General features: G+C 70.0%; 21 protein-coding genes. 7 read left to right on the forward strand and 14 right to left on the reverse strand.

From position 1 onward, the window contains the following. Window positions 1-8: 8 nt before the first annotated feature. From KBZ08_RS15490 to KBZ08_RS15500, 3 genes are read right to left on the reverse strand one after another with little or no spacing between them, the layout of a single operon-like run. Window positions 9-1,037: an NAD-dependent epimerase/dehydratase family protein gene (locus KBZ08_RS15490; protein ID WP_254974088.1), complete on the reverse strand. Its 1,029-nt coding sequence runs from the start codon at window positions 1,035-1,037 to the stop codon at window positions 9-11. Beyond that, on the reverse strand, window positions 1,034-1,975 hold the full coding sequence (locus KBZ08_RS15495) for a UDP-glucuronic acid decarboxylase family protein (RefSeq protein ID WP_254974089.1): 942 nt from the start codon (window positions 1,973-1,975) through the stop codon (window positions 1,034-1,036). The genes KBZ08_RS15490 and KBZ08_RS15495 overlap by 4 nt, the downstream gene beginning before the upstream one ends. After that, entirely contained in the window at window positions 1,976-3,388 is a 1,413-nt protein-coding gene (locus KBZ08_RS15500; protein WP_254974091.1) for a nucleotide sugar dehydrogenase, read from the reverse strand. It abuts the gene before it with no gap. Between the two features lie 128 nt (window positions 3,389-3,516). Here KBZ08_RS15500 and galE point away from each other — a divergent pair, with 128 nt between their 5' ends. After that, window positions 3,517-4,668: a UDP-glucose 4-epimerase GalE gene (gene galE / locus KBZ08_RS15505; RefSeq protein ID WP_254974093.1), complete on the forward strand. Its 1,152-nt coding sequence runs from the start codon at window positions 3,517-3,519 to the stop codon at window positions 4,666-4,668. Here the strand turns inward: galE and KBZ08_RS15510 are convergent. Continuing rightward, on the reverse strand, window positions 4,643-6,607 hold the full coding sequence (locus KBZ08_RS15510) for a hypothetical protein (RefSeq protein WP_254974095.1): 1,965 nt from the start codon (window positions 6,605-6,607) through the stop codon (window positions 4,643-4,645). The genes galE and KBZ08_RS15510 overlap by 26 nt on opposite strands. A gap of 69 nt (window positions 6,608-6,676) precedes the next feature. After that, on the reverse strand, window positions 6,677-7,948 hold the full coding sequence (locus tag KBZ08_RS15515; protein ID WP_254974098.1) for a CCA tRNA nucleotidyltransferase: 1,272 nt from the start codon (window positions 7,946-7,948) through the stop codon (window positions 6,677-6,679). A 262-nt stretch (window positions 7,949-8,210) separates the two neighbouring features. Between KBZ08_RS15515 and KBZ08_RS15520 the strand changes: the two genes are divergently transcribed. Next, entirely contained in the window at window positions 8,211-9,473 is a 1,263-nt protein-coding gene (locus KBZ08_RS15520) for a hypothetical protein (RefSeq protein ID WP_146134604.1), read from the forward strand. After that, on the forward strand, window positions 9,470-10,420 hold the full coding sequence (locus KBZ08_RS15525) for a glycosyltransferase family 2 protein (RefSeq protein ID WP_254974099.1): 951 nt from the start codon (window positions 9,470-9,472) through the stop codon (window positions 10,418-10,420). The genes KBZ08_RS15520 and KBZ08_RS15525 overlap by 4 nt, the downstream gene beginning before the upstream one ends. Here the strand turns inward: KBZ08_RS15525 and KBZ08_RS15530 are convergent. The 6 genes from KBZ08_RS15530 to KBZ08_RS15555 form a co-directional block, all read right to left on the reverse strand. Continuing rightward, window positions 10,404-11,267: a glycosyltransferase family 2 protein gene (locus KBZ08_RS15530; protein ID WP_254974101.1), complete on the reverse strand. Its 864-nt coding sequence runs from the start codon at window positions 11,265-11,267 to the stop codon at window positions 10,404-10,406. The two genes, KBZ08_RS15525 and KBZ08_RS15530, sit on opposite strands and share 17 nt — an antisense overlap. Further along, window positions 11,264-13,657, reverse strand: a complete 2,394-nt coding sequence (locus KBZ08_RS15535; RefSeq protein ID WP_106221081.1) for a UvrD-helicase domain-containing protein — start codon at window positions 13,655-13,657, stop codon at window positions 11,264-11,266. Before KBZ08_RS15535 ends, KBZ08_RS15530 begins: the two co-directional genes overlap by 4 nt. 155 nt (window positions 13,658-13,812) lie before the next feature. Next, complete coding sequence (locus KBZ08_RS15540) at window positions 13,813-15,570, reverse strand: ATP-binding cassette domain-containing protein (RefSeq protein ID WP_315861269.1); 1,758 nt, start codon at window positions 15,568-15,570, stop codon at window positions 13,813-13,815. A gap of 141 nt (window positions 15,571-15,711) precedes the next feature. Continuing rightward, on the reverse strand, window positions 15,712-16,746 hold the full coding sequence (locus tag KBZ08_RS15545; RefSeq protein WP_254974105.1) for a glycosyltransferase: 1,035 nt from the start codon (window positions 16,744-16,746) through the stop codon (window positions 15,712-15,714). Window positions 16,747-16,786: 40 nt separating this feature from the next. Continuing rightward, window positions 16,787-17,500 (reverse strand): heme oxygenase (biliverdin-producing), encoded by a 714-nt coding sequence (locus KBZ08_RS15550; RefSeq protein ID WP_015109717.1) that lies wholly within the window; start codon window positions 17,498-17,500, stop codon window positions 16,787-16,789. 76 nt (window positions 17,501-17,576) lie between these two features. Next, window positions 17,577-18,029 carry a hypothetical protein gene (locus KBZ08_RS15555; RefSeq protein WP_106221087.1) on the reverse strand — a complete coding sequence of 151 codons (453 nt, stop codon included), beginning with the start codon at window positions 18,027-18,029 and terminating at the stop codon, window positions 17,577-17,579. Window positions 18,030-18,099: 70 nt separating this feature from the next. On the opposite strand from KBZ08_RS15555, the gene KBZ08_RS15560 reads away from it, so the two are divergent. From KBZ08_RS15560 to KBZ08_RS15570, 3 genes are read left to right on the forward strand one after another with little or no spacing between them, the layout of a single operon-like run. Continuing rightward, complete coding sequence (locus KBZ08_RS15560) at window positions 18,100-19,530, forward strand: NADP-dependent isocitrate dehydrogenase (RefSeq protein ID WP_254974107.1); 1,431 nt, start codon at window positions 18,100-18,102, stop codon at window positions 19,528-19,530. Window positions 19,531-19,578: 48 nt separating this feature from the next. Then, window positions 19,579-20,553: an ATP-grasp fold amidoligase family protein gene (locus KBZ08_RS15565; protein ID WP_254974110.1), complete on the forward strand. Its 975-nt coding sequence runs from the start codon at window positions 19,579-19,581 to the stop codon at window positions 20,551-20,553. Between the two features lie 47 nt (window positions 20,554-20,600). Continuing rightward, a complete protein-coding gene (locus KBZ08_RS15570; protein ID WP_254974112.1) occupies window positions 20,601-21,974 on the forward strand; it encodes a (Fe-S)-binding protein in 1,374 nt (457 codons plus the stop codon). Here the strand turns inward: KBZ08_RS15570 and KBZ08_RS15575 are convergent. Further along, complete coding sequence (locus KBZ08_RS15575) at window positions 21,956-23,425, reverse strand: four-carbon acid sugar kinase family protein (protein ID WP_254974113.1); 1,470 nt, start codon at window positions 23,423-23,425, stop codon at window positions 21,956-21,958. The two genes, KBZ08_RS15570 and KBZ08_RS15575, sit on opposite strands and share 19 nt — an antisense overlap. Window positions 23,426-23,442: 17 nt before the next feature. Between KBZ08_RS15575 and KBZ08_RS15580 the strand changes: the two genes are divergently transcribed. Continuing rightward, window positions 23,443-24,675 (forward strand): FAD-binding oxidoreductase, encoded by a 1,233-nt coding sequence (locus KBZ08_RS15580; RefSeq protein WP_254974115.1) that lies wholly within the window; start codon window positions 23,443-23,445, stop codon window positions 24,673-24,675. On the opposite strand, the gene KBZ08_RS15585 is transcribed toward KBZ08_RS15580, so the two are convergent. Together KBZ08_RS15585 and KBZ08_RS15590 are read right to left on the reverse strand one after the other, a co-directional pair. Next, window positions 24,654-25,517: a galactose mutarotase gene (locus tag KBZ08_RS15585; RefSeq protein WP_254974116.1), complete on the reverse strand. Its 864-nt coding sequence runs from the start codon at window positions 25,515-25,517 to the stop codon at window positions 24,654-24,656. The genes KBZ08_RS15580 and KBZ08_RS15585 overlap by 22 nt on opposite strands. After that, a partial coding sequence (locus KBZ08_RS15590; RefSeq protein ID WP_261359389.1) for an SGNH hydrolase domain-containing protein occupies window positions 25,514-26,706 on the reverse strand: 1,193 nt, incomplete at its 5' end. The genes KBZ08_RS15585 and KBZ08_RS15590, both read right to left, overlap by 4 nt.

The following is a 26,706-nucleotide window of genomic DNA, read 5'->3' on the forward strand; positions in this document are numbered from 1 at the left end:
GGCTCGGCTCAGACGTCGTGGAAGGCGCGGTACCAGGCCGCAAAGGAACCGATCCCGGACTCGATCGCCGTGGAGGGGCGGAACCCCACCCAGGACTCCAGGGCGGTGGTGTCGGCGGCGGTGGCCGGCACGTCCCCGGGCTGCATGGGCTGCAGATCCCGGATCGCCGGACGTCCGAGGGCCTGCTCGAGCAGTTCGATGAACCGCAGCAGGGGCACGGGCCGGGCATTGCCGATGTTGAAGACCCGGTGGGGGGCGGCGGCCGTGGCGGGATCGGGGTGCAGGGGATCGAAGGCCGGGTCCGGAGTGGCGGGCTTGTCGAGGCAGCGGATCACCCCCTCGACGATGTCGTCGATGAAGGTGAAATCCCGCTCCATGCGGCCCTGGTTGAACACCCGGATCGGTTCCCCGGCCAGGATCGCGCGGGCGAACAGCATCGGCGCCATGTCGGGCCGACCCCAGGGGCCGTAGACGGTGAAGAAGCGCAGGCCGGTGGCCGGCAGACCGTAGAGATGGCTGTAGGTGTGGGCCATCAGCTCATTGGCCTTCTTGGTGGCCGCATACAGGCTCACCGGATGGTTCACCGGGTCCTGCTCGCGGAAGGGCATGTGGCGGTTGCCTCCGTAGATCGAGCTGCTGGAGGCATACACCAGATGCTCGACACCCGCGTGGCGGCAGCCTTCGAGCACCGTGCCGAACCCCACCAGATTGCTCTGGATGTAGAGCGCCGGATTGTCGATCGAATGCCGCACCCCGGCCTGGGCGGCCAGATGCAGCACCCGGGCGGGCCGCTCGGCGGCGAACAGGGCCGCCACCGCTTCGGCGTCCACCAGATCGAGGCGATGGAAGGCGAAGGCGCCGGCGGGAGCCAGGGCCTCCAGCCGCTCCAGCCGGGCCCGCTTCAGGGCCGGGTCGTAGTAGGCGTTGAGATTGTCGAGCCCCACCACCCGCTCGCCCCGGGCCAGCAGGCGCCCGGCCGCCGCGGCCCCGATGAAGCCGGCGACCCCGGTGACCAGGATCGGCCCCTTCGCCGTCAACGGACTGCCTGCATCCGTTGACGGAAGTAGGCGATGGTGGGCTCCAGCCCCTCCTCCAGGCTCACCTTCGGCTCCCAGCCGAGCAGCTCGCGGGCCCGGTCGATCACCGGCTGACGCTGCAGCGGGTCGTCCTGGGGCAGGGGCTGGGTGGTGAGCTCCAGCGAGGGCTGAATCCGGTCCCGGACCTTCTCGGCCAGCTGGCGGATGGTGAACTCGCCGGGGTTGCCGATGTTGATCGGGCCGGTGTGCTCCCCGTTCATCAGCCGGATCATGCCCTCGATCAGGTCATCCACGTAGCAGAAGGAGCGGGTCTGGCTGCCGTCGCCATAGAGGGTGAGGGGCAGACCCTGCAACGCCTGAACGATGAAGTTGCTCACCACCCGGCCGTCGTCGGGGAGCATGCGGGGGCCGTAGGTGTTGAAGATGCGCATCACCCGGATCTCGGTGCCGTGCATGCGCTGGTAATCGAAGCAGAGCGTCTCGGCGATCCTTTTGCCTTCGTCGTAGCAGGAGCGGATGCCGATGGTGTTGACGCAGCCCCGGTAGCTCTCGGGCTGGGGATGGACCTCCGGATCGCCGTAGACCTCACTGGTGCTGGCCAGCAGCAGACGGGCGCCGACGCGTCGCGCCAGCCCGAGCATGTTGTAGGTGCCGAGGAAGCTGGTCTTGGCGGTCTTGATCGGGTTCGACTGGTAGTGCACCGGCGAGGCCGGGCAGGCGAGGTGCCAGATGCGGTCGATCTCCAGGCGGATCGGCTCGGTGACGTCGTGGCGGATCAGCTCGAAGCTGGGGTGGCCCAGCCAGTGGCGGATGTTGTCCTTGCGACCGGTGTAGAAGTTGTCGAGGCAGATCACCTCCTCGCCGGCCTCCATCAGCCGGTCGACGAGATGGGATCCGAGGAAGCCGGCCCCGCCCGTGATCAGATTGCGCCGCGTCACTCAGCCCTCACCCACCCGCCAGACGTTAAGACCCGCCGCCCGGGCGGCCGCGGCATCGGCGATGGCCCTGGCGTCGAACAGCCAGGCCGGACGGCGCATCACCGCCGCGATCGCGCCCCAGTCGAGCCGGGCGTAGTCACGCCATTCGGTGAGGATCAGCACCGCATCGGCTCCGGCGGCCGCCTCCAGCGGCGATGGCGCCGTCTGCCAGCCGCCGTCGGCCGGCGAAGAGGGCTGGCCGAGGTCCTCGGCGATCTGGGCAGCTGACACCTTCGGATCCACGATCACCAGACGGGCCCCCTCCTCGATCAGGCCCTGGCAGATGCGGATGGCGGGGGCCTCGCGGGTGTCGTTGGTGTCCGCCTTGAAGGCGAAGCCCAGCACCGCCAGCCGCTTGCCGGTGACGGTGCCGAACAGGCGCTGGACCACCAGCCGGGCGATGCGGTCCTGCTGCCAGGTGTTGAGGGTCACCACCTGCTCCCAGTAACCCGCCACCTCTTCGAGCCCGTAGTGACGGCAGAGGTACACCAGGTTGAGGATGTCCTTCTGGAAGCAGCTGCCGCCGAAGCCGGGTCCGGCCTGCAGGAACTTGGCGCCGATCCTGGAATCGGTGCCGATGGCGCGGCCCACCTCGCGCACGTCGGCCCCGGTGGCCTCACACAGGGCGGCGATGCTGTTGATCGAGGAGATCCGCTGGGCGAGATAGGCGTTGGCGGTGAGCTTGGAGAGCTCACTGCTCCAGAGGTTGGTGCGCAGGATCCGTTCCTGGGGCACCCAGGTGCCGTAGATCCCGGCCAGGGATTCGATCGCCGCAGGGTCCTCGCCGCCGATCAGCACCCGATCGGGGGCCTCGAGGTCGGCGATCGCCGTGCCCTCGGCCAGGAACTCGGGATTGGAGAGCACGGCGAAGGTCTTGGCTTGCCGGCGATCGCCCTCCGGGCGGTTCTGCTGGGCGGCCCCCAGGATCGCCTTCACCGTCTCGGCGGTGCGGACGGGCAGGGTGCTCTTCTCCACCACGATCGTGTGGCCCCGGGCGGAGGCGGCCACCTGGCGGGCCGAAGCCTCGATCCAGCGCAGATCACTCGCCTGGCCGGCCCCCACGCCCTTGGTCTTGGTGGGGGTGTTCACCGAGAGAAACACCATGTCGGCGGCGGCGATGGCCGCATCCACCTCGGTGGTGAAATGGAGGTTGCGCCCCCTGGCCCGGCCCACCACCGCATCCAGTCCGGGTTCGTACACCGGCAGGCGGCTCAGATCCGGGTCGTTCCAGGCCGCGATCCGCTCGGCATTGAGGTCGACCACCGTGACCTGAATCCCGGGACAACGGTCGGCGATCACGGCCATCGTCGGCCCCCCCACATAGCCCGCCCAGATGCAACAGATGGTGCGAATCGGCGGATGGGCCGGGTCCATGGGGGATGGCAGTGCTGCGGGGACATTACCGCCATTGCCTGGCTTTGGCCGTGGCCGGGCGGGGAGAGGGCGGTGCCGGAGGTTAAGGACGGGTAAGTTGTGGCCGAGAGCCTGACGGGGGCCGGTCCTTGACCACGGTGCTGCTGACGGGAGGAGCCGGATTCATCGGCAGTCACACCTGTCTGACGCTGCTGGAGGCCGGTCACCGGGTGGTGGTGATCGACGACTTCAGCAACGGCCGTCCCGAAGCCCTGCGCCGCGTGAGCGAACTGGCCGGGCTGGGGGGCTGGCGGCAGCTGTCCCCGGAGCGCTGGGCCGCTGGGGATGGGGGCCCGGCCCGGTTCACCCTGCTGAAGGGAGATGTGCGCTGCCCCCTCGACCTCGACCGGGCCTTCGGGGAGGGGGAGGCGATGGGCGGCGGCGGCATCGCCGCCGTGCTCCACTTCGCCGGCCTCAAGGCGGTGGGGGAATCGATGGGCCAGCCCCTGTGCTACTGGGACGTGAACGTCGTCGGGGCGGTCCGGCTGCTGGAGGCCATGGACCGCCACGGGTGTCAGACGCTCGTCTTCAGCAGCAGCGCCACCCTTTACGGCCTCACCGACCGGGTGCCGATCCCCGAGACGGCCCCGCTGCAGCCGATCAATCCCTACGGCTACACCAAGGCCGCGGTGGAGCGGATGCTGGCCGATCTGGCCGCCAGCACCCCCGGCTGGCGCATCGCCCTGCTGCGTTACTTCAATCCGGTGGGCGCCCACCCCAGCGGGCGCATCGGCGAGGACCCCTCCGGCCCCCCCAACAATCTGTTTCCCTTCCTGTGCCAGGTGGCGGCGGGGCGCCGCCAGCGGCTGGAGGTGTTCGGTGGCGACTGGCCCACCCCCGACGGCACGGGCGTCCGCGACTACTTGCACGTCATGGATCTGGCCGAGGGCCACGGCCGGGCCCTCGAGGTGCTCCAGGCGGAGCCACCCCAGCTGCTCACCCTCAATCTCGGCAGTGGTCGCGGCCACTCCGTGCTCGATCTGGTGCGCAGCTTCGAGGCCACCAACCACCTGACCCTGCCCTACGCGGTGGTGGAACGCCGGCCAGGGGATTCCGCCATCAGCGTCGCCGATCCCCGCGAGGCGGCGCGGCGCATGGGCTGGCGGACCCGGCGCTCCCTGGCGGACATCTGCCGCGATGGCTGGGCCTGGCAGCGCGCCAATCCCGAGGGCTATCGCAGCGACAGCGATCGGCAGGCCGAGCCCGGGCGGGCCCTCATCGAGGTGCAGGGGGTGTCCTGAGGTACAGCCGCATCCCGTGGGCGTGCCGCACCAGCGGAAACCCCACCCGAGCGAGCTGGGCCGTGGAGAGCCGGTTGATGGAGAGATCGCCGTAGCGGCTGACCAGATCCGGCTGCCAGTGGTTGCTGGCCCGGGCGATCCGGCTCTCGTAGGGCGGGTAGGCATCGCGGAGCAGCACCACATCCACCCGCCGCCCATCGAGCCAGGCCCGCAGCGCGGCGGGGGAGGCCAGGGCGCTGCGCAGCCCCGGGTACTGGCCCGTCTCCACCGTGGGCGCCGCCAGCCTGGTGATGTCCCTGGCGGCCAGCGGAACCAGGCACTGGCGCATGCCCAGCACCGCGCCGACGAAGGGATCGCTCAGCAGGGTCCGGCCCTGGAGCCGCGGTTCCCGCTCGCACAGCTCCTGCAGCGGCTCGAGGATCGGCTCGATGGTGGCGCCATCCGCCGGCCGCACCTCCTCCAGGGGGGTGAGCAGGTGGGGCACCTTGGAGGCGAACACATTGGTCTCGCCCTGCAGCCCGAGCGGGACCGCCAGCACGGCGATCAGTCCGGCCAGCAGCACCATCAGGATCCCGCGTGCCCATGACAACCCCCAGGAGCGGTGCCGCCGCCCGCCGGGGTCGAGGGCCCGGGCCATCGCCGGGATGCTGATCCAGAACAGACTCGTCCACACCAGCCGGTAGGCGCTGTCCGGCTCGATCAGCTTGAAGACCAGGTCGCTGACGAAGGGGGCCCACCACTCCAGCAGCACCAGCGGCGGCAGCAGCGCCAGGGCCAGCACCGCGCCGGGGACGGGACGCCGGCCCCTCCAGGCCACGGCACAGGCCAGGGACAGCCCCAGGGCCGCCAGAAACACCGGCTCCCAGGTGGCCACCGGCAGACTGGGCCAGAAATAGAAGAAGCGGTGGCCCAGAAGCCGGTAGTCGTGGACGAAGCGCATCGTCTCCGGCCAGGCGTAGAAGGAGGCGAGCCGCTCCGGCCAGGGAAGCCTGTTCAGGGCCAGCAGCACCAGGCCCGCCAGCGCCAGAGAGACCCCTAGTCGCCGCCGGGAGGGCCAGACCACCAGGCTGGCGGCCGTGGCGACGATCAGCAGGTTGACCGTCAGGAAGGCGGTCACGCCATGGGCGTGATAGGCCAGGTAAGCGGCCCCCAGCAGCAGAGCCGTCGCCGCGCCCAGCGGGCGGGCACCCGGCCAGCACGGCCGCTGCAGCAGCCCCAGCAGCGGCGTGGCGGCGGCCAGCAGCAGGGCCAGTCCGGGCAGGGTGCCGTTGAGGGCGATCTGATGGAAGAAGGAGAAGTTCTGGTGCCCCATGCCCAGCAGGAACAGCAGGGCCGTGAGCCAGGCGAGGGCCACCCGACCGGTGAGGCGCAGGCAGAGCTGGCAGCTGGCGGTCAGCACCAGGAAGGTGTTCAGCGCCGCCACCAGGCTGGCCCGCCATGGGGCCAGGGCGTCGGGGAAGCCGAACAGATAGCTGGCCGCGGTGAAGAACCAGTTGGCCGGGGCCCGGTAGCGCACCGGGTCGAGGCGCACCGTGTCGAGCAGGTCGCTGCCGAAATAGGTCGTGTAGTAGACGAAGCCATCGGAGGGAAACTCCAGCACCACCCCGCGCAGGGCCAGGGCGATGGCACACACCAGCGCGGGGGCCAGCACCGCCAGCAACGGCCGCCCCAGGGCCGGGTCGGCCAGCCGCTGACGCCAGCGCCGCGGCCGGATCCCCACGGTTGCCGCCACCACAAGCAGGTCGATCACGACCAGCAGCCCATAGGCCTGGCGCAGCGTGGGCCCCGCCGGCAGCAGGGACAGCCAGCCGATGGCGGCCCAGGAGCCCACCCCCAGCAGCAGCATCTGCCAGCTGGGCCGGCGCCAGCGCCATCCCCACAGCAGCGGTGCGGCGATGGCCAGCAGCAGCGGCAGAAAGGGTTGGGTCAGCGCTGCCATTCGGCGCAGGGGAAGCCGCTGCCCCGTGACCCTAGGGGACCTGCCGGGATGGCCCGTTGCGGCGACGGCTCAGGGCCGCTCGTCCCGCAGCCGCTCCCCCCGCAGCTCCCGCAGGCGCTCCCCCAGGGCCGGTCCCGGCCGCAGGCCGGCGGCGATCAGCTCGCCCGCCGACACCGGGGAGGGGAGATGGCGCCAGCGGCACCACCAGCGCAGCAGGGGCCGCCGCGGCAGGGCCCCGCTCACCAGCGCCAGGGCGACGGCCTCGGCGGACCAGCCGGGCCGCTCCAGGAAGTGGGTCCAGGCCTCGGCCGTGGCGGGTGGCGCCTCCAGGGCCTGCCAGCCCTGACGCAGCAGGGCCAGCTGGGCCAGCAGCCGCTGCTGCCCGTGGGGGAGCTGCAGCCGTGCCGCCACGGTCACCGCCGACGTGCTGCCGGCCAGCAGGGCCGCCAGGGGAGGGAGGCCGCAGCGCCGGGCCCAGCGGAGGCGGCGGCGCCAACCCCTGTCGTTCTGCAGCGCCGGATCCACCAGCACCAGGGCGCCCCACGCCTGCAGACAGCCCAGCGCCGCCTCCCACGGTTCCCGCTCCAGCAACAGCTCCAGCTCCATCCGCAAACGCGTGCCCAGGGCGGGCGGCACCCGTCCGCTGCCGGCGCCACGGCTCGCCTCCCCCCAGGGCCAGCGCGCCAGGGTGGCGCGGAGCTGCTCCAGGCTGGCGGGGGCCAGGCTGAACCCCAGCCGGGCGGCATAGCGGGCGGCCCGCACGATCCGGGTGGGATCGTCCTCCACACTCCTGGGGTGGAGCAGGCGCAGCTGCCGCTGGCCCAGGTCGGCCAAGCCGCCATGGGGATCGAGCAGGGACAGGCTGGGTCCAGAGCTGGCGAACACCAGGGCCATCGCGTTGATGCTGAAGTCGCGGCGGGCGAGATCCTCCTCCAGGGACCCGTCGATCACCACGGGGTTCTCCCCGGGGGCCGGGTAGGTCTCGCGGCGGGCGCTGGCCAGGTCGAGCAGGATCCCGTCCAGCTCCAGCTCGACGGTGCCGAAGGCCTGGTGAAACTGGCAGAAACCCACCGCCGCGGCCGGGACATCCGCCAGCAGGGTTTCGGCCAGGCGATGGGCCGCCGGTCGCGGATCGGCCGGATCGGCCCCCGGGGCCAGCTCCACCACCAGGTCGATGTCCGGCAGGCCCCGAAGGGGATCGCGATGCACCCGATGCAGCAGCAGATCGCGCACGGCGCCACCCACGACGGCCAGCACGGCGCAATCCGCCGACCGATGGAAGGCGGCCAGCAGCCGGGGGGGCAGGGAGAGCTCTCCGGCATCGATCGCGGAGACCGTCATCGAGGCAGGCCCATGGAGCGCTGTCCAGAAGGCGCAGGGTACACTCGGGCCAACGACATCGTGCGACGTCCCGATACATAAACCTCGGGAAGGTGTCCGCCGGTCATTGCTCCTGGAAGCCGCCACGGGCAGACGTCACGGGCAGTCACCACAGCCCGTCGGCACGGCCAGCCGCCCGCCCATCGCCAGACCATCCACCGATGGGCCGAACCAGTGACGGCAAGCACCAACAACGACATCCAACAAGTCACATCCAAACCGCATGACTGACAGCGCCAAGAAAATCATCAAAGCGCCTCTTGGTATCTACAAAAGAATCAAGATCAAGGCGTTTATTCTGGTTGATTATCTTACGTCTCTGTGCGAGTACTGGCTTGGCCCCAACGGCTCCCGCAGCAGTCCATCGAGGCGGCTGATGCCCATTGGGAAGCCGTCCGTCGATGGCTCCACACCAACACGCATTGCTGTCTTCGTTGCCTATTCAAAGCGGCTGACACTGTCGAACAGGGCCTATCTCGAAGCGCTCAACAAGGCCGGCTTTGCAGTCCTCTACATCAACAACGAAACCACGGAGGAGGGGTCGCTTGATGCCATCAGCCAGCTGAGCTGGCGCGCCTTCAACAGGCGCAACATCGGCCGGGACTTTGGTGGCTTCAAGGACGGCATTCTGCTGCTTCTGGAGGAAGGCCACCTGCAACGATGCCAGCTCCTCTGCGTCGTGAATGATTCGATGCAGTTCATCCCAGGCAGGAATGCCGATGCCCTGGTCAGGTCCGTGGAGGCCTTCGCCAGCTCCGACCGGAAAGCCCTCTTCAGCCACATCAGCCATCAGATTCAGACCCACTATCAATCCTATTTTCAAGTTCTCAAGCCCGAAGTCTTCCTCGCCAAGCCATTCATCCGTTTCTGGAAGAACTACTTGCCTTTGTCCCATCGGGGCCACTGCATCTACAAGGGGGAAATCGAACTGTCTCAGCAGGTCTACCGACGCTTCAATCCCGTCGAGACCCTCTACACCAGCGACAAGCTACTCGAGGCCATCGAGCAGTCATGCCCGGAGAAAACGGGAGTGCCCGCTGGGGAAGTCTTCCGGCTGATGCCCTCTCCGGCCAGGACGTCGCAGATGAAGAAGATTGGCTACTCCCTCAACCAGCTGATGGCGAAAAGCGATAAGAACGAGCATCTTTCTCGTGTGGAACTCTATAGCATTCCTGATCTGATTGAGAATGGCAATCCCAGTCACATCGCAGCCTTTCTCTATCCCTTCTATCTCCACTGTCCATTTGTGAAGCATGACCTCGGAACCGCAGGCAGCTACACGATGGCCCAGGCCATCAGCCTGTTCAAGGAAGCTCTTCTCGATTCCATGGGGGAAGAACGCCAACAGGAGATCAAGGCACTCGCGGATGAATTCCGTGATCTCATCTACGCACGTGGCGTTCCCCTGAGCTACAACAACCGGCTGCGCGAAGCCGCCTTGAAGGGCATCACAGGCGCCTTCGTCTATCCCTCCACCTATCAATGACCGGCGGGCGGGCGCTGCAGGCGATCCATTTCATCACGATCAATTATCACTGCAGTGATTTCATCATCGGGCTGATCGAGCACACGTTCGCCTCAGGGGACCCCGATCTGCACTTCATCGTCGTCAACAACTCGCCCCGGGACGCCGGCCTGCGGCACTGGCTCCCTTCCACGCCGAACCGCCAGCGGGTGACCCTGATCGAGGCCGGTGGAAATCTCGGCTTCGGCAGCGGCTGCAACCTGGGGCTCGCCCACGTGTGGCAGACCGACCGGCAGGCGGTGGCCTGGCTGATCAACCCCGATGCCCGCCTCGATGCCGGGGCGATCGCCTACGTCCGGCAGTGCCTGCGCGACGACGAACGGATCGCCCTGCTCGGCACCCGGATCCGGGACCCGCAGGGGGACGTCTGGTTCAGCCACGGCAGCTTCAACCGCTGGACCGGCCAGCTGGGCCATCGCTTCCCCGGCGACGACTGCCGCCCCCTTCCGGTGCGCACCTGGCCCACCCGCTGGATCTCCGGCTGCAGCCTGATCTTCCGCCTGGGGGTGCTGCGGGACTGCCCCCAGTTCGACCCCCGCTACTTCCTCGACTACGAGGACGCCGACATCTGCGAGCGCCACCATCGGCTCGGCTACCGCCTGCGGGTCACCCAGGCCGTGCTGGTGGAGCATCAGGTGTCCGCCATCACCCAGCGGGCCCCCCGGGCCAAGTACCAGCACGCCACCTTCAGCAAGCTCTACTTCCTGCACCGCCACGCCACGCCGCTGGCCCTGCTGCTGAACCTGATCTATTACGCCGTCCGCCCCCTGAGCTTCTGCCTCTCCGATCCGGAGCGGGCCCGGGGCCGTTGGTGGGGGCTGGGGGATTACCTGCGCTGGTGCTGGCGGGGGCTCCTGCGCCGGCCGGAGCCGCCCCACCCGCGCACCTCCTTCACCGTTTCATCCTGAGGAAGCGGCCCGCCAGGGCCCGCAGGGTGGGCCAGCGCTGGGCCGGCGGACAGTAGCGCCAGAGGATGGCGGCCACCGCCGGCAGGTAGAGGTGGGACCTGGGGTGGAAGAAGGTGAACAGCAGCCCCCGCAGGCTGCCCAGGGGCAGGCGTTTCTGCTCGTCGCCGAAGTCGTTGAGGACCACGACCCCCGGGGTCACCCGGGCCTCGACGCCCCGGTGGACCGCCCGCATCACCCACTCGGAATCGGCGTGATAGTGGGGCAGCCAGCGGGCGTCGTAGAGGCCGACACGGCCAAAGACCTCCCGGCGGATCAGCACCCCGTTGCCCGGCATCGCCTCGGTGGGGAGCACCTCGGCGGCCGCCAGCGCCGGATCCAGCTGGCTGGCCAGCTCGTCGTGGTGGGACAGGCGCAGGAAGCGGTCCGTGCCCCAGTCGGTGCGGGTGCCCAGGGCCCAGATGCGCCCGGGCTCGGCCAGCAGGTCGATGCGGCTGCCGAGGATGCCGCAGCCGTGGCGCTGGGCCAGGGCCACCATCCGCTCCACGTAATCGGCCGGGACGACGGCGTCATCGTTGATGGTGAGCACGTAGTCGGTGCCGGCCGCCAGGGCCCGCCGCACGCCGCGGTTGGTGGCACCGGCCCAGAAATCCCTGTCCCCGGCCGCCACCACCGTCACCTTGGGATGCTGCCGGCGGATCGCCGCCACGGTGCCGTCGCTGGAGTTGGCATCGACCACCACCACCCGCAAAGCGCCGTGGGTCTGGCCGGCCATGGCGGCCAGGAAGCGCAGGGTGGTCTGGCGGCGGTTGCGGGTGGGCACCACGGCGGTGACCAGCGGCAGGGTCATGCCGGCTCGATCGGGGCCAGGCGCGGGTCGAGGATCTTCGGCCCCATGCCCTCGAACTTCACGGCGATGGAGGTCTTGTCGCCGCTGCCGAACAGGTGGGTGACCTGGCCCTCGCCGAAGCTGCTGTGCCGCACCCGATCCCCCACGGCCCAGGTGCGCGGTGCGCCGCGGCGGCGCACCGCATTGGCGGGAATGCCGGCCGACCCACCGGCCGCGACCCGCTGGCTGTCGTCCCGATCCACCCGGGTGAGCCGCTCCAGCCGCTGCTCCCGCCGCAGGGCCGCGCCGCCGCTGCGGGGGATGTCGCCCTGCAGCAGGGCCTCGGGCAGCTCGGAGAGGAACACCGAGGGCACCGCCGGCTCCCGCATGCCGCCCCAGAGCCGCCGCTCGCTGGCATGGGAGAGGAACAGCCGTTCCTTGGCCCGGGTGATCCCCACGTAGCAGAGGCGGCGCTCCTCCTCGAGGGCGGCCGGGTCCTCCAGGGAGCGGTAGCTGGGGAACAGGCCCTGCTCCAGCCCCACCAGGAAGACCACCGGAAACTCCAGCCCCTTGCTGGCGTGCAGGGTCATCAAGGTGACCCGGTCGGCCTCGGTGTCCTTGCTGTCGGCGTCGCTGGCCAGGGCGGCGGAGGCCAGGAAGCCCTCCAGGGAGCCTTCCTCGTTCTCCTCCTGGTACTGGAGGGCTGCGTTGACCAGCTCCTGCAGGTTGCGGCGCCGCTCCTCCGATTCATCGGTGGCTTCGGCCAGCAGTTCGGCCAGGTAGCCGCTCTGCTCCATCACCCGCTGCACCAGCTCGGAGGGGGGAGCATCCTGCAGGCGGCGGCTGAGGTCGGTGATCAGCTCCTGGAACTGCAGCACCCCCCGGGCGGAGCGGCCGGCGAGGGAGCGGACGGCCTCCGGATCGCTGACCACCTCCCACAGGGGGAGCCCCAGCTGGTTGGCCGCATCGGTGAGCCGCTCGATGGTGGTCTTGCCGATGCCCCGTCGGGGCACGTTCAGCACCCGCAGCAGGCTGACGGTGTCGGCCGGGTTGACCAGCAGGCGCAGGTAGGCGAGCACATCCTTGATCTCGCGCCGGTCGTAGAAGCGCAGGCCCCCCACGACGATGTAGGGGAGCCCCCATCGCACCAGCGACTCCTCCATGGCGCGGGACTGGGCGTTGGTGCGATAGAGCACGGCCATATCGCCCCAGCGCAGGTCGGGGTGGGACGCCTCCAGCATCCGCATCCGGTGCACCACCGCCTCGGCCTCGGCGATCTCGTCGTCGCAGCGGGTGAGGCTGATGGGCTCCCCCTCGCCGCGGGTGGGGCGCAGCACCTTGTCGATGCGCTCGCTGTTGTTGGCGATCAGGGCGTTGGCCGCCTCCAGGATCGTGGCGGTGGAGCGGTAGTTCTCCTCCAGCTTCACCATCGTGCCGGTGTCCCCGTCGAGGGAGCCGTCGCCGAACTCCTTCTGGAAGCCCATCAGGATCGTGAAGTCGGCGGCCCGGAAGCTGTAGATGCTCTGGTCGGCGTCGCCCACCACGAACACCGAGCGCCCCTCCCAGTCATCGAAGGTTTCGGGGGGATGGCCGTTGGCCACCAGCAGCTTGATCAGGTCGTACTGGGTGCGGTTGGTGTCCTGGTACTCGTCCACCAGCACGTGGCGGAAGCGGCGGTGCCAGTAGTGGCGGATCTGCTCGTTCTGCTGCAGCAGCTGCACCGGCATCAGCAGCAGGTCGTCGAAGTCGAGGGCGTTGTTGGCGGCCAGGGCGCGCCGGTAGCGGCGGTAGGCCTCGGCCTCGTGCTTGCCGCGGGGGCCGGGGTGCTCCTCCTCGAGCCGCTCCGGCAGCCAGCCCTGGTTCTTGGCGCTGCTGATCGCCCAGCGCACCTTCTTGGGCTCAAAACGCTTGGGGTCGAGCTGCATCTCCTGGGTGACGATCTCCTTGACCAGGCTCTGGGCGTCGCTCTCGTCATAGATGGAGAACTGGCGCGTCCAGGTGAGTCCCTCGGGGTCGCGGAACTTGTCGATGTCGAAGCGGAGCAGCCGGGCGAACAGGGCGTGGAAGGTGCCGATCCAGAGGTCCTTGATCACCTCCCGGTAGATACGGCTGCGCAGCTGCTTCTGCTCCCGGGCCGGCAGGGTGCTCCAGGGCTGGCCGAACTGGCTCTGGGCCAGCCGCTGGGCCAGCAGCACCTCCAGCCGCTCCTTCATCTCCCGGGCGGCCTTGTTGGTGAAGGTGACCGCCAGCACCTGGGCCGGATCGACGCCGTGGTGCCCGATCAGATGGGCGATCCGGTGGGTCAGGGCCCGGGTCTTGCCGCTGCCGGCCCCGGCCACCACCAGCAGCGGGCCGGTATGGTGATCGACCGCCCGCCGCTGGGCCTCGTTCAGACCGGCCAGAAAACTCACAGGCTCCGGCGGAGAAGGTTGAAATCGGACCCTAGCAGCCCCCTCCCGATGGGCGGGCCGGTCCCGACAGATGCGGGTCGCTCAGCTAGAGAAGGCGGCGCGAGTCTGTCGATGGGAGCAATAGCCTTCCAGCCACAGATTCCTCCTCAACACCATCAACCGAGCGGGCTGGATAGGCGACGTTCAAAGGAGGCCAGATCATTGAAGGTATCCGAGCGCTGGCGGAGCTGGTCGAAGGTTCCAGAGGCCTTGATGCGCCCAGCCTCGAATTCGAAGATGCAATCCGAGCGCATCACGGTGGAGAGCCGGTGAGCGATCACCACCAGGGTGCAGCGGCGTCCGATCACCTCGATGGCATCCATCACCTCGGATTCGGTGCGGTTGTCGAGCGCACTGGTGGCCTCATCCAGCACCAGGAACTTGGCATTGCGGTAGAAGGCGCGGGCCAGGGCCAGCCGTTGCCGCTGGCCTCCGGACAGACGGATGCCGTTGTCACCGATCGGCGTGAACAGACCGAGGGGGAGGTCGGCGACGATGTCGGCGAGCTGGGCGGCCTGGAGGGCCTCCCAGACCCGCATCTGATCGACCTCATCGACCTCCTCGGCGAAGGCGATATTCTCGATGATGTTGCTGTTGAGCAGGTTGATCGCCTGGGGAACGTAGGCGCAGTTCGCCTGCCAGGCCGGTACATCGGCCTCGTCCACATCGATGCCGTCCAGCTGCAGGGTGCCCGAGGTGGGACGCAGCAGGCAGAGGAGCTGGTTGGCCGTGGTGGTCTTGCCGCTGCCGGTGGCACCGACGAAGGCGACACGGGACCCCACCGGAATCGACATGGAGACGTCACGAAGGACATCCGTGTCCGACCCGGGATAGCGATAGGAGATGCTGTTGAGACGGATCACCCGTTTGGGCATCACACCATCCGGGGAGGGCACCCCCTCGGAGCGAATCGTGAGGCGGGCCTCGGGAAGCTCGATCAGCTTGAGCGTTTCCTCCAGGTCGGGCAGGCCGGCCCGCAGGGAGGTGATGGCGCGGAAGCTGTCCTGCAGGGGAGGGGTGAGCTTGAGGGAGGTGACAGCCACCGTGGCCAGGAACGGAATGATCTTCAGCAGCGCCCCAGGGTCGGGATTCGAAAGCAGGGGCAGCATCCCGGCCGCGAAGATCATCGTGATCCCGAGCGGCTCGATCAGAGCTCGCGGGGTCTCGGGCAGGACATCAGCCTTCCAGATGAAGGGGATGGTTTCACGGCCGGCCTGTTGGTAATGGCGCTCGAAGTAGGGCTCCGAGCCGGTGAGCTGCACATCGAGAATCGTGCGCATCGATTCCGAAAGGATCGTGTTGGTGCGCACCTCCAGCAGGATCCTCTGACGGGCGGCAAAGCGCAGGAACGGGGTGATGGCGGTGGAGATGAGCAGATAGCCGCCCAGCAGGCCCACGATCAGCACAACGGCCATCAGCTTGCCGACGATCAGCATCCCGGCGGAGAGCAGGGCGATCACGAACACACCACTGGCCAGCTGCAGCAGGGGGAGCACGACGATGTCGGCGACGCGCGACACATTGATGAGAACCATGGAGGAGATATCTGACTTCGATTCGCCCAGAAAGTAGACATAGGGCTGGGCGATCAACTTGCGCTGCGCCATATCCGATAGATCGCGCCAGATTGACGCCTTGAGCCGCAGCTGAAACGCCCGCAGCAGCAGCTTGGAGAGCGAGGAAAACCAGGCGGCCGCCACGAAGGCCACCACCAGCACCACCACCTTGACCCGGGGATCTTCCGGTACCAGGCCCTCCCAGGGGATGGAGGGGCGGTTCTCTCCGCCGACGACGACCGTGAACAGGCGAGCCACCAGGGCCACCACCACCAGATCGGCCACCCCGGCGAGGATCGCCAGCGGGATGAGACGCATCAGCGCCCGCTTGCGGCGACGCGGCAATTGGGCCAGAAGTCGCACCAAACTCTTGAAGGTTTGGCTTTTGCGAAACATCTGGTCAGACTTTTGCGAAAATCGTACCCGTGCGGCCAGAAGGGCCGCCGCCACGCCAGCCAGTCAGTTCAGTGATCGCCACATGGCCGAAAACCGGCGCCGCCACTGGTCGATCCGCAAGGCCAGCAGGGGGGGCGAGCGCAGCGGCGACGCCCCTCCCCGCAGCAGGTGGGTCCAGTGGGCGTCGATGGCCTCCAGGGCCGAATGCCAGCGTTCCTGCAGCACCGGCTCGCTGCAGGCCTCCAGCAGGCTGGCGAGGCGGCCCGGCGGCGGCAGCCAGGCCAGCGGGTCGGTCACCGCCGCCTGGATCCGCTCCAGGTCGTTCTCCAGGCTGCCGCAGCCGATCTGGTGGCCCACCACCCCCGGGTCAAGGCTGTCGGCCAGGGCGTGGTTGAGGCTGCTGAACACCACGCAGCCGCAGGCCATGGCCTCCAGCGGCGGCAGGCCGAAACCCTCGCTCACCCCCCGGCCGCGCCAGTAGTCGGCGGAGTCGTAGAGCACGACGGCCGCGCTGTTGAACAGGTCCACCAGGTCGTCCACCCAGCCGCTCTGCACCTCCACCCGCAGCCCCCGCCGGCGCAGGGCCGGCACCAGCCGCTCCAGGACATAGCGGCTGTTCTTGCGCTGCTGTACGAGCACATCGATGGGGCGGCCGACGCCCGCGGGGGCCGCCCGATTGCCCCGCTCCAGCCACTGGGGCTGGAGGGCGTTCGGCACCAGGAACAGGGGATGGCGGGGGCCCCTGTCGCCCCAGTAGCCGAGCGTGTTGCGGCTGACCGCCAGCACCGGCACCCCGGGCGGCAGCGAAAACCCGTAGCCGCTGCTGTGGGCGTGGTAGGCCACGGGCCGTCCCCGCAGCTGCCGCATCAGGCGGGGCACATCAAATCCCCAGCTGACGATCCAGAGGGCGTCCCCGGGCGCCGACTCCCGGGCCAGCAGGTCAGCCAGGAACGGGTGGTCGGGCTCACGGTTCCGGTAGGTGACCACCTCGGTGGGGGTCAGCTGGGAGGTCAGCCGGGCGGTCTGCAGTTCCACCAGCAGGCCACCGCCGCGGAAGCGGCCGGTGGTGCCGGGAAGCAGGAAGCGGATCGGGCGCACGCGGTTCGAAAGGGCGGCGGCCGCCGCCGGCCTGGCAAACCTAGGCGGGCACGGCCTCGGTGCTGCCGGTGCGGGTGCGGCGGGTGAGGAAGCCGAACAGCACCTTGCCGATCGCCGCCACCAGATTGCCTTCCAGCTCCTGGAACATCTTCATGTTGCAGTGGAAGGCCTCATTGGCCTCCGCCACGATCCGGTCGGCCATGGCCTGGTCGATGGGCAGGCTGTCGAGGGTGGCGCGGTAGTTGGCCTTGAAGGCCTTCTCGTCGTCGATGGCGTCGAATTCGTAGAAGCGCAGGCCATCGTGCTCCCCCAGGTTCATCGCCTTCTGGGCGATGTTCTTGAGGATCTGGCCCCCCGAGAGGTCACCGATGTAGCGGGTGTAGTGGTGGCCGACCAGCAGTTCGGGGCACTCCCGCGCCACCTGGTGCAGGCGGGCCACATACTCCTGGGCCCCGGGGGTGGCGCGGATCTGCTGGCGCCAGTCACCGCCGAAATAGAAGGTGAGATCAGCCTCGAGGGACTCGCGGCGGTTGAGCTCGGGGGAGGCGATCGGACCGACCACCGGATGGTCGGCCAGCTTGCCGATCTCCTCCTCCATGGCGCTGTAGACGAACCACAGGTCGGCCACCAGGGTGCGATAGCTGGCCTTGTCGACGACCCCCTTGAGGAAACAGCTCACGAAGCCGGTGTTCTCGGCCATGGTGTGGGCTTTCTTCGTTCCCTCACGGAGTTGGGAAGCAAGGGCGACGGGCATGGGATCGGGAGGCTGCGCGGGCAGACGTACAAACGTAGGTGGGGCCTGCAGGACGGCGCGGCAAGGTTGCGAAGGATTACGCGGCCCGGCTGCCGCCGGCCGACACATCGCCGAAGAGATCGAACAGCTCGCGGCACACCTGCTGCAGCACGCCGACCACCTCCTCACTGGGGAGATGGGAACCCGACGGCTGCCAGTCCCCCACCGTGGCCAGGCGCCAGCGCTCCGATTCGTAGGTGAGGCCGCGGATCAGCACGCCGAGCAGCCGGGGCCGTTCGCCGGACCCGACCGGCGCCCGCTCCAGGCGCAGCTGCACCAGCAGCGAGCGGCACTGCAGACGGGGACTCCAGCCGGGGAAGTGGAAGGAGAGATCCAGCGTCTCCCGTTCATCGAAGGCCCGGGTGAGGGGATCGTCGCGCCAGGGGGTGAGGTTGGCCCGGGCGGCGGGGAAATGCAGGCGGAAGTGCCCCACCACCGCGGCGATCGCGGCGGCCAGTTCCACCGATCGGGCCTGGTCGGCCGCATTCATGCCGTTTCCCCTGAGCAGAAAGCCGATGTCCCCGAAACCTAGGCTCATCGGCGCGTTCCGTGCCGACTCAATGGCCACATACGAGAAGCTCACCGTCCCAGCCAGCGGCACGGCGATCCGATTCGAGGGCGGCCAGCCGATCGTTCCCAACGACCCGATCATTCCCTTCATCCGCGGCGACGGCACCGGCGTGGACATCTGGCCCGCCACCCAGCGGGTGCTGGACGCGGCCGTGGCCAAGGCCTACGGCGGCGAGCGCCGCATCGAGTGGTTCAAGGTGTATGCCGGCGACGAGGCCTGCGAGCTGTACGGCACCTATCAGTACCTGCCCCAGGACACCCTCACGGCGATCGAGCAGTACGGGGTGGCCATCAAGGGCCCCCTCACCACCCCGATCGGCGGCGGCATCCGCTCCCTCAACGTGGCCCTGCGCCAGATCTTCGACCTCTACTGCTGCGTGCGGCCCTGCCGCTACTACGACGGCACCCCCAGCCCCCACAAGCGGCCCCAGGACCTGGATGTGGTGGTCTACCGCGAGAACACCGAGGACATCTACATGGGGATCGAATGGGAGGCGACGGATCCTGTCTGCCTTGAGCTGATCGCCCACCTCAATGACACGGTGATCCCCGCCAACGGCAAGCTGGGCAACCGCCGCATCCCGGCAGGGGCCGGCATCGGCATCAAGCCGGTGAGCAAGGCCGGCACCCAGCGCCATGTCCGCAAGGCCATCCGCCACGCCCTGGGGCTGGAGGGCGCCAAGCGCCACGTGACCCTGGTGCACAAGGGCAACATCATGAAGTTCACGGAGGGGGCCTTCCGCGACTGGGGCTACGAGCTGGCCACCACCGAGTTCCGCGACCAGTGCATCACCGAACGGGAGAGCTGGATCCTGGGGAACCTGGAGGAGAAGCCCGGCCTCAGCATCGAGGACAACGCCCGCCTGATCGAACCCGGCTACGACAGCCTCACCCCCGAGAAGAAGGCGGCTGTCGACGCGGAGGTGAAGGCCGTGATCGACGCCATCGGCGCCAGCCACGGCGAAGGGAAATGGAAAGCGATGGTGATGGTCGACGACCGCATCGCCGACAGCATCTTCCAGCAGATCCAGACCCGGCCCCAGGAGTATTCGGTGCTCTGCACCCTCAACCTCAACGGCGACTACATCTCCGACGCGGCGGCGGCGGTGGTGGGCGGCCTGGGCATGGCACCGGGGGCCAACATCGGCGACAACGCGGCGATCTTCGAGGCCACCCACGGCACCGCCCCCAAACACGCCGGCCTCGACCGCATCAACCCCGGATCGGTGATCCTCTCCGGCGTGATGATGCTCGAGTACATGGGCTGGCAGGAAGCCGCCGACCTGATCACCGCCGGGATCAGCGCCGCGATCGCCAACAAGGAGGTCACCTACGACCTCGCCCGGCTGATGGAACCCCGCTCCGAGGCCGTCAGCTGCTCCGGCTTCGCCGAAGCCGTGGTGCGCCACTTCGGAGGGTGAGGGCAAGGGGCCTGGGGGATGGGGGATGGGACGAGCCAACGATGACGCATGGGTCTCAAGGCGAGTTGCCAACCAACCCCAGACGATCGCCTTAGGGTCGCTTCCGGATTGGTCATGGAGGAGATGCTTTCTGCAAGGAGATGCAAATCCCAGGCGGCCCGGCATCTCGTCAGGTTTCTGCCAAAGCGGACGCAAATGGCCGCCCGCTTCCGGCAGATCAACGGCGTGGCTCCCGATCTGCGTAAGCCACGCCTGTTGAGTGAGCGGATCCTGCATCGGATCCTGACGGACCGGGACCCCCTTCTACGCACGTTCTGCGACAAGCTCGCCGCCAAGCAATGGATTGCGACCCGCATCGGAGCGGGCCGAACCCCCCGCACCCTGGCGATTGCGGACAGTGTCGAGGCCCTGCGGGCCCACCAGCTTCCTGATCGCTGGATGCTCAAGGCCAGCCATGGATCCGGCTGGTACCAACTGGTGGCCTCTACCACCCATCCCATGGATGAGTTGGTGATCGCGCAGGCCCAACGGTGGCTGAGCATGGACTATTCCGAAGTCTTTCAGGAATGGGGCTACAGGAACCTGCCGCGGCGGCTGCTGGCCGAGGAGTTCCTCAGCTTCTCCGGCAGGCAGTGCATCGAAATGAGCGCCTTCTGCTTCAACGGCAGTGTCAGGGGCCTGCGGCTGTTCCGCCCGGAGTCCGCCCATGCCCGGCATCGCAGCAACCAGCGACAACTACCCCGCACCAAGGAGTGCTTTCTCGATGAGGCGCTCCGGCCGCTGCCACTGGAACGCCCCCAGCACGACCATTGCCGGGACTTCGCCAGCCTTGATCGTCCTCCCTTGCAGACCTTCTGCGCCCTGGCCCAGGATCTCTCCTGCGAAACGCCCTTCCTGAGGGTGGACGGCTTTCTGAGCGACAGGGGCGTCCTTGTGGGGGAACTGACGCCCTATCCGGGGGCTGGCCTGCTGTTGCGAATGCCGCGGCAGTGGGATGCCTGGTTCGGCGCCTTCTGGGAGTGAGTGCCCGACGGCCTGAGGGGGACGTGCAAGCGATCAGAATGGCGGCCATGAGCCTTCCGTCCCTCGCGACCAGCGGGTCCCCGGCTGCCGGGGAGCCCGGGGCCGGCTTCATCGCCGCCGACCCCTGCGTCCACTGCGGCTTCTGCCTGCCCACCTGCGCCAGCTACCGGGTGCTGGGCACCGAGATGGACTCACCCCGGGGACGCATCCATGCCCTCAAAGCCATCGACGCCGGAGAGCTGGTGCTCGATGCCACGGTGGCGAAGCATTTCGACACCTGCCTGGGCTGTTTCGCCTGTGTAACCGCCTGCCCGGCGGGGGTGCGCTACGACGAACTGATCGAGACCATGCGGCCGCGGCTGAACGCCCCCGAGCTGCGCAGCCCCGGCCAGCGCACCTTCCGGCGCCTGCTGTTCGCCCTGCTCCCCTACCCCGGGCGGCTGCGGGCCCTGCTGGCCCCCCTGCGGGCCTACGCCGGCACGCCCCTGCAGGCCCTGGCGCGCCGCAGCGGCCTCACCCGCCTGTTCGGTCCGCAGATCGCGGCGATGGAGACCCTGCTGCCGCCCCTGCCCGCCCAGTCCTTCCGTGACGACTGGCCCGTGCTGGTGCCGGCGGTGGGGCCCCGCCGCCACCGGGTCGGGCTGGTGCTCGGCTGCGTGCAGCGGGTCTTCGAGCCGGGGGTGAACGCCGCCGCCGTCCGGGTGCTGGCCGCCAACGGCATCGAGGTGGTGATTCCCCCTGATCAGGGCTGCTGCGGGGCCATGACCCACCACCAGGGCGAACTGGAGCAGACCCGGGAGCTGGCGGCGGCCCTGATGGCCAGCTTCGAAGCGGTGATCGGCCCGGGGCGACCGGCCGGCCCCGAACCCCTTGATGCCCTGCTGGTGGCCGCCTCGGGCTGCGGTCACACCCTGAAGGCCTACGACCAGATCCTCGGCACCCGCCACCCCGTGCTGGGGAGGGTGGCCGACCTGCAGGAATTCCTCGACAAGGTCGGGCTCAGCGAGGGCTTCCAGGCGGGTCTGCGGCCCCTGCTCCACGACGACGGCACCCCCGCCAGCGCCGAGCGCCCCATGCAACTGGCTTATCACGATGCCTGCCACCAGCTCCACGGCCAGGGCCTGGCGGCCCAGCCCCGGCGCCTGCTGGGCCGGATTCCCCATGTGCGGATCCGCGAGGCCACCGAAGCCGGCGTCTGCTGCGGCAGCGCCGGCATCTACAACCTGGTGCAGCCGGAGGAAGCCGCCGAACTGGGGCGGATCAAGGCCGCCGATCTGAGCGGCACGGGCGCCCAGCTGGCCGTGAGCGCCAACATCGGCTGCACGCTGCAGATCCGCCAGGCGATGGAGGCGCAGCCGCGACCGCTGCCGGTGGTCCATCCGATCGAGCTGCTCGATCGCAGCTACGCCGGTCCGGCCTGAGTGTCCATCCAGCGCCAGGCCTCCCACAGGGTGCCCGGGTCGCCGAGATTGCCGGGGAAGGTGAGCACGGGCAGGGGCTCCTTCCGGGCATCAGGGGCTGGCTCGGTGGCGCCGTCGGTGGCAGCCAGCACCAGCGACAGGCCCGGCAGCAGCTGGCCCTGGAGCTCCACCAGCTCCAGGGCCAGCCCATCGGCCAGGAGGGTGTGGGTCGTGATGCCCCCCTTGCTGATCAGATAGCCCAGGGCGGGAGCCACGGCGGCGGCCAGCCGGGCCATCACCCCCGCCAGGGCCAGGCCCAGCGCCCGGCGCTCGCCGGCATGGCGGCAGCGGGCCTCGCCACGGCTGGTGTAGAGCACCGGCGTGCGGCCCCCGGCCAGCACCTCCGCCAGGCGCCGCCCCCAGGCCTGCTCCAGGGAGGCCAGCAGCAGGGCGGGTTCCGGGCCCTCCAGCAACCGCTGGACCTTGGCCACCTCCAGTTCCACCCCGACGCAGTCCGGCTCCGCCAGCAGCCGTTCGAGCTGCCGGTCGGCCAGGGGCACGTGGGAGCCCACCAGCACCAGCCCCGGCAGGGGGCCGGCGCCGCCACGGCGGCGCAGTCCGGCCAGGGCCGCCGGCGCCAGCGGCTGGGGCGGCAGCGACGCCAGGGCCTGGATAAGGCTGGCGGCGCTCTGGAACAGGAAGCGCCGGGGGCGCCCAACACCGAGGCCATCGCCTGGGCCGTTGCCGGGGCCCTGTTCCGCCGGGGATCCCGCGATCAGGCAGCGCACCGCGGCGGCCAGGGACGCCAGCTGGCCCTCGGAGGCGCCGTCCACCGCCACGCAGACATTGCGCTCCAGGCGGGCCAGGTGGCGGAGGAGGGCGGGGCCGCCGGTCTCCAGTTCCCGCCAGCCGATGCGGTCCACGGCGCTGGCCGGGATGCGGCCGCCGCTCTTCTCCTCCACCCAGTCCGGGAGATGGCTGGTGCCGTAGGCGAACAGTCCGTCCCGGGCGAAAGGGCTCTCGTGCACGGGCCGGCCCTGGAGCCGATGCACCCCATCCACCGTGGTGCGCCCCCCCTCGAGGAAGGCCGGCACCAGCAGGGTGGCGTCGAAGGGGCCGAGTTCGGCGGCGATCACCTCCACCTCCAGCGGGAAGTGCCCCCGCAGGGTGGAATCGCCGCGGCTCACCACGATCCAGCCGCCGATGCGGCCGGCGGCGACGGCCTGGGCCAGGGCGGGCCCCAGGGCGCGGCAGATCTCCCGCACCCGCTCCGCCGCCGCCGCCGGCGCCAGGGCGCGGGTGTTGGCCAGCAGGAACAGCAGCGGCGACGGGTGGGCCAGGCCGGCCGCCAGGGTCCCGGCGTCCCAGCGCAGCAGCAACGGACAGCCGTGCACGGTCTGGGAGCCGGTGGGGTCGTCGTCGATGACGACGATCTTGAGCCCGGGCCGGGGGTCGAGCGTTGCCTGCGCCATGGCACCATCGTGCCGTGATGCGACCTGAGCCCAGTGAGCTGCAGGAGCTGGTGCGGGACCTGCACCGGCAGGGTTCCGCCTGGCTTCCGGCGGGCCTGGGCACCCGGCTCGACTGGGGCCCGCCCCTCCAGGCCCCTTGCACGGTGGTCAGCTGCGCTGCCCTGCGGGGCGTGCGGGAGTTCAACCCCGGCGACTTCACCATCACCGTGGCCGCCGGCACACCACTGGTGGAGGTGCAGGACGCGCTTGGACACCACGGGCAGTGGCTGTCCGTGGATGCCCCCTGGGGAGACGACGATGGCGCCGCCGCCGGCAGCATCGGCGGCCTGGTGGCCCGGGGCCTGGCGGGGGGCTACCGCCAGCGCTACCTGGGGGTGCGCGACCAGCTGATCGGCCTGGCGCTGATGCGGGCCGACGGGGTGATGGCCAGGGCCGGCGGCAAGGTGGTCAAGAACGTGGCCGGCTACGACCTGATGCGGCTGTTCACCGGCAGCTGGGGCTCCCTGGGCCTGATCACGGAGCTGACCCTGCGCACCCTGCCCCGGCCGCCCCTGCGGCGCAGTGTCTGCTTCCAGGGGGGGGCGGAGGACCTGGCCGGCCTCAGCCGCTGGCTGCTGGGCTCCAGCCTCAGCCCGGAGCGGATCGACTGGTGGAACGGCAGCCTCGCCGCCGCCGCCGGGCTGGACCCGGATCCCCTGCTGCTGATCGGCCTGGCCAGCGTCGATGCCGCCACCCTCCAGGAGCAGGTGCGCTGCCTGCAGGAGCGCTGCAGCCTGCCGGCTCGGGTGCTGGATGGCGCCAGCACCGGCGCCTGGCTGGCCCGCGCCCGGGGGGGCAGCGGCGCCGAGCCTGCGGGCCCCGCACCTCCGGGTGCCACCGCCACCGCGCCCGCCTGGCTGCTGCGCCTCGGGGTCAGCCCCGATCGGCTCGCGAGCCTGATGTCGGCGCCGGCCCTGGCGGGGCTGGCCGTGGACATGGCCGCCGGCAGCGGCCTCGGCCTGGCCTGGTCAGACCCGACGGGGTCCCAGCCGGTCCTGACCTCCAGCCAGGTGGGCGCCCTGCGCCGTCTCTGCGGCGAACTCGGGGGCCATCTCACCGTGCTGCGCCAGCCCCCGGGCGCCGGCCTGCCGGCCTGGCTGGATGCCCCCGCCCGCCCCCTGATCGAGGCGATCAAGCACCGCTTCGATCCCGCCGGCCAGCTGGCCCCGGGCCGGCTCCCCGGCGTCGCTCAGAGCCTCTCGACGGTGTAGCGGCAACCCAGTTCGAGGCAGTCCCCGGCGGGCACCAGCAGGCGCCGCTCCCCGGAGCTCAGGGCCCCCCGCGGACCGCTCCAGGGCTCCAGGCACAGCATCGGCCGGGGCGGGTCGCTCCACACCACCACCAGATCCATCGGCGCCACGGGATGCAGCGTCACCGCCCGGCCGCCCGCCGGATCCACCAGCCGCACCGGGCCCTGGCCGCTGCAGAGAAAATCCACGCCCTGCTCGAGCCGGGAGAGCTGGTCGGCGGTGACGGCCGGCGCCATGCTGAGGTGGTCGAAGCAGTCCGCCGGCAGGCCTTCGATCCGGACCGCGGAGAGATCGGCGACGGCGACGTAGGGGTGCAGGCCCAGGCTGAAGGGGAGGGGATCGGCGCCGACCTCACCCCGGTGGCTGATCCGGGCCGTGATCGCCAGGGCCGAGGGCTGCAGCCGCAGCTCCAGCTCCAGGGCGAAGGCGAAGGGGAAGTGGCGGAGGGTTGCCGGGCTGTCCTCGAGGCGCAGGCCCACGCCGCTGCCGTCCGCCAGCGGGGCGATGGACCAAGGCCGATCGCGGGCGAAGCCGTGCTGGGGCAGGGGGAAGCGCCCCTGGTTCAGCACGAGCTCGTCGCCGGGGAGATTGCCGCAGATGGGGAAGAGCACCGGGATCCCTCCCCGCACCGACTTGGCGGGGTCGGCGAAGCGCTCCGCATCGAAGTAGAGGATCTCCTCTCCTCCGCAGCACCAGCCGGTGACCAGACCGCCACGCTCGGGGGCGAGCGTGAGCGCATCGCCGCTGACCGGATCGGTGAAGTGCCAGCGGGGGGAGGACCCGGTGGGGGGCTGCAGGGTCATGGGGTGGGGGGCGATGGCGTGGGGGGCGGTGGGGTGGGGGGCGGTGGGGTGGGCCGGGGGCTGGTGAGGCCCTGCTGCTGCAGGAAACGCTCGAAAGGACCCGCCAGCGACCGGCTCCCCGAGACACTCAGGTGGTGGGAATCGGCGTAGAGGGGCGTGCCGTCGGGCCGGCGGTAGACCACCCGGCCGTCGGGACCCACCAGGTAGGGGGTGGGGTCGAACACATGGACATTGGGCAGGCCGGCGGCCACCTCGCCGAGCAGCCCTCGCAGGGTCGCCCGCATCCGGGCGGTGGTGGCGGCATCGCCGGCGCAGCTGCTGCCGGCGGGGTCCTGGCAGGCCACCGGCTCCCTGGCCAGGGACGGGTTGTCGACCACCAGCACCAGCTGGAGGCCCCGGGCCGCCAGCCGCTCGGCGTAGGCGCGCATGGACGCCACCCAGACCTGGCGCACCTCGGCGATACGCAGGCGGCGCTCGCCCCGGTAGGTGGGGGCGCCATAGCCCCGGCCCTCCAGGTCGTTGCTGGCCAGGTAGTTGTGCAGGAAGCCCGACACCAGCACCATGTCACCCGGCTGCAGGCGCTGCAGGGAGCGCTCCATCTCCCCGGCGGAGAACTGGCGGCAGGATTCGTAGCGGCCCTGCTGCCAGGTGACCGTGAGCTCCGGGGCGATCAGGCAGGCACCCATGGCGGCGAAGGTGAGGCGCTGGCCGGTGCGGGCGGTCACCGCATCCAGCATCGGCAGCAGGTGCTGGGCGTGGGAATCGCCCAGCAGGAAGATCTCCCGGGCGCCGGGGAGGCCGGGCCGGTTGCACCTGTCGAAATTCGGCCGGGTGGTGGCGTTGTAGGGCTTGCCGCTGGCCACCGTGCAATCGCTGGTGATGCCGGTGCCGGGGATGAGGGGATTGAGGGCATGGACCCGCTCGCTGATCGGCACCGGATCGGCGTCCTTGCCCAGGAACAACTTGCCGCGGAACTGGTGATGCAGGGCATCAATGCCGATCCACAGCCCCCCCACCGCCAGCAGCGCCAGAGCTGTCTCCCACCACCACTTCAGTGGATGCCGCCGCACCGGCTGCTCCACCAGCCCGTACGCCGCCACCGCCAGCACCACGCTCCCCACCACCGCCAACCCGTACTGCCACCACGTCTCCATCCCCCACGTCCACCGCAGCAGCACGATCACCGGCC

This window comes from Cyanobium sp. Candia 9D4, from assembly GCF_024346155.1.
Classification (GTDB): domain Bacteria; phylum Cyanobacteriota; class Cyanobacteriia; order PCC-6307; family Cyanobiaceae; genus Cyanobium; species Cyanobium minutissimum.

Bases quoted from the DNA above. Each gene is read 5' to 3' on its own strand.
- KBZ08_RS15565 (WP_254974110.1), top strand. From the start codon at position 19,579: ATGGGTCTCAAGGCGAGTTGCCAACCAACCCCAGACGATCGCCTTAGG.
- KBZ08_RS15530 (WP_254974101.1), bottom strand. From the start codon at position 11,267: ATGACCCTGCCGCTGGTCACCGCCGTGGTGCCCACCCGCAACCGCCGC.
- KBZ08_RS15570 (WP_254974112.1), top strand. From the start codon at position 20,601: ATGAGCCTTCCGTCCCTCGCGACCAGCGGGTCCCCGGCTGCCGGGGAG.
- KBZ08_RS15525 (WP_254974099.1), top strand. From the start codon at position 9,470: ATGACCGGCGGGCGGGCGCTGCAGGCGATCCATTTCATCACGATCAAT.
- KBZ08_RS15515 (WP_254974098.1), bottom strand. From the start codon at position 7,948: ATGACGGTCTCCGCGATCGATGCCGGAGAGCTCTCCCTGCCCCCCCGG.
- KBZ08_RS15550 (WP_015109717.1), bottom strand. From the start codon at position 17,500: ATGCCCGTCGCCCTTGCTTCCCAACTCCGTGAGGGAACGAAGAAAGCC.
- KBZ08_RS15520 (WP_146134604.1), top strand. From the start codon at position 8,211: ATGACTGACAGCGCCAAGAAAATCATCAAAGCGCCTCTTGGTATCTAC.
- KBZ08_RS15500 (WP_254974091.1), bottom strand. From the start codon at position 3,388: ATGGACCCGGCCCATCCGCCGATTCGCACCATCTGTTGCATCTGGGCG.
- KBZ08_RS15510 (WP_254974095.1), bottom strand. From the start codon at position 6,607: ATGGCAGCGCTGACCCAACCCTTTCTGCCGCTGCTGCTGGCCATCGCC.
- KBZ08_RS15560 (WP_254974107.1), top strand. From the start codon at position 18,100: ATGGCCACATACGAGAAGCTCACCGTCCCAGCCAGCGGCACGGCGATC.
- KBZ08_RS15585 (WP_254974116.1), bottom strand. From the start codon at position 25,517: ATGACCCTGCAGCCCCCCACCGGGTCCTCCCCCCGCTGGCACTTCACC.
- KBZ08_RS15580 (WP_254974115.1), top strand. From the start codon at position 23,443: ATGCGACCTGAGCCCAGTGAGCTGCAGGAGCTGGTGCGGGACCTGCAC.
- KBZ08_RS15540 (WP_315861269.1), bottom strand. From the start codon at position 15,570: ATGCGTCTCATCCCGCTGGCGATCCTCGCCGGGGTGGCCGATCTGGTG.
- KBZ08_RS15555 (WP_106221087.1), bottom strand. From the start codon at position 18,029: ATGAATGCGGCCGACCAGGCCCGATCGGTGGAACTGGCCGCCGCGATC.
- KBZ08_RS15575 (WP_254974113.1), bottom strand. From the start codon at position 23,425: ATGGCGCAGGCAACGCTCGACCCCCGGCCCGGGCTCAAGATCGTCGTC.